This window comes from Georgenia satyanarayanai (assembly GCF_023715365.1).
Taxonomy (GTDB): Bacteria; Actinomycetota; Actinomycetes; order Actinomycetales; family Actinomycetaceae; genus Oceanitalea; species Oceanitalea satyanarayanai_B.
This window is the reverse complement of the sequence record NZ_JAMBNZ010000044.1, coordinates 1-658: the sequence shown is the minus strand read 5'-3', so window position 1 is coordinate 658 and position 658 is coordinate 1. Positions and strand designations below refer to the sequence as shown.

Annotated in this window: 1 protein-coding gene; it reads left to right on the top strand. The window is 71.9% G+C overall.

Annotation, left to right across the window (positions count from 1 at the left end; all coding sequences use genetic code 11):
* Positions 1–4: 4 nt before the first annotated feature.
* Positions 5–658, top strand: a 654-nt coding sequence (locus tag M3148_RS16925; RefSeq protein ID WP_440136969.1) for an IS30 family transposase, incomplete at its 3' end; no start/stop codon positions are given.

The following is a 658-nucleotide window of genomic DNA, read 5'->3' as shown; positions in this document are numbered from 1 at the left end:
CAGGATGCTGACGGCGACGGATCGGGCGGAGATCTCCACGGGGCTCAAGGCGGGGTGGACGGTGCGCAGGATCGCCGAGTACCTCGACCGTTCCCCGTCGGTGGTCTCGCGTGAGATCCGGCGTAACGCGACGAAGACGCGCGGGTACAAGATGGTCACCGCGGACTGCCGGGCCCAGCGACGCCGGTCGCGTCCCCAGAGGGGGAAGGTTGAGGCCGATCCGGTGCTGCGTGCCCGGGTGCTGGCCGATCTGAAGCACTCACGCACGCCGCGTCAGATCGCCGGACGCTTGCACCTGGAGGCCCGGGACGAGAGCGTGAGCCTGATGAAGGGCTCGGTGCCGGCCGGTGGCAGGACGGTCAGCCACGAGGCGATCTACCGGTTCATCTACGCCCTGCCCAAGGGTGAGCTCGCGGCGCACGGGGTGATGCTGCGGTCCAAGCGCACCCGGCGCCGCGCACCCAGGCCGCTGGGCCAGCGCGGGGCGCCGATCGTGGGGATGGTGAGCATCGATGACCGCGAGGACCTGGGCGAGCGGCGCGTGCCGGGCCACTGGGAGGGCGACCTGGTGATCGGCGCCCACGGCCGCTCTGCGGCGGCGACGCTGGTTGAGCGCACGACGAGGTTCACCACGATCCTGGCGCTGCCGGCGGGCAAG